General features: G+C 72.5%; 1 protein-coding gene and 1 pseudogene. Both read left to right on the forward strand.

Features of this window, described 5'->3' with window-relative positions:
• Positions 1-186: pseudogene (locus tag ACZ5CR_RS47660) on the forward strand (NAD(P)/FAD-dependent oxidoreductase); the annotation flags it as partial.
• A gap of 206 nt (positions 187-392) precedes the next feature.
• On the forward strand, positions 393-1,007 hold a 615-nt coding region (locus ACZ5CR_RS47665), incomplete at its 3' end, for a hypothetical protein (protein ID WP_468870338.1).

Here is a 1,007-nt window from a genome sequence, read left to right on the forward strand (position 1 = left end):
CTGGGCGATCTCGGCGTACTGGACGCGAAGGGCGCCCCGCTCGTCCGCGGCGCCCGCACCTCGAAAGCGGCCCCCGGCCTCTACTTCACCGGGTTCACGAACCCCATCAGCGGAATGCTGCGCGAGATGGCGCGGGACGCGGAGAAGATCGCGAAGGCGGTGGCGGGGCGGAGCCAGGCGCGCTGACCGGAGCTGTGGACGGCAGGACCCGTGGACAGCCGGAGCCGTAGGCAGCCGGAGCCGTAGGCAGATCGAGCGAAACGTAAACCTGCTGACGCCCCGAACACCCTCGGCCGCACAAGCCCTTCGACCCCTTGCGGGCCCTGCGATCGCGGCGCGTCCCGCGCGGCACCGTCCCCGTGCAGAGCTTTCGATCATGGTTGCATGCGGCCGTGGACAACACTCTGAGTGACGAAACTCCCGCATCCGGCAACCCTCCGCGACGCACGGTGATCGCCGCGACGGTGGTCACGGCCGGCGCGCTCGTGGCCGCCGGGCCCGCACCCACCGCTCACGCCGCGGGCGCCGCACCCTTGCGGCCCCTCGGCGCGGGGCCCGACGACCCCGTCCTGCGCGTCGACCGCGAGCTGCTGCGCATGAAGCTCGGCCCGGCGCCCAAGCCCGTGCCCCTCACCCTCTCCACGTCGAGCAAGGAAGCCTTCTCGGTCGACGTCTCCAGCACGACGGGACGCACCACCGTGGGGGCGGGACCGAGGGCCCGCCAGGGCGCCAAGGTGACCGTCAAGGTCTCGGCCGGCAAGGACGCCGTCGTCTGGGTGGTGCCGAAGAAGACGGGCGAGCCGTTCGGGCCCGCCGACCAGTTGGACGTGAGTTCCGTGCACGACGGGACGACCGTCGCCGTCTGGATCGAGCCACCCGCCGGAGAGTGGCGGCACGCCGGGCCCGACGACAAGGAGCTCGATCTCGGCATCGTCGCCGTGCACGCGGCCCAGCTCCGCAAGGGGGAGGGCCAGGAGATCATCATGTGGTCCTCGCCCCGGCAGCGG

The sequence above is a fragment of the Streptomyces sp. NPDC031274 genome (assembly GCF_055570235.1).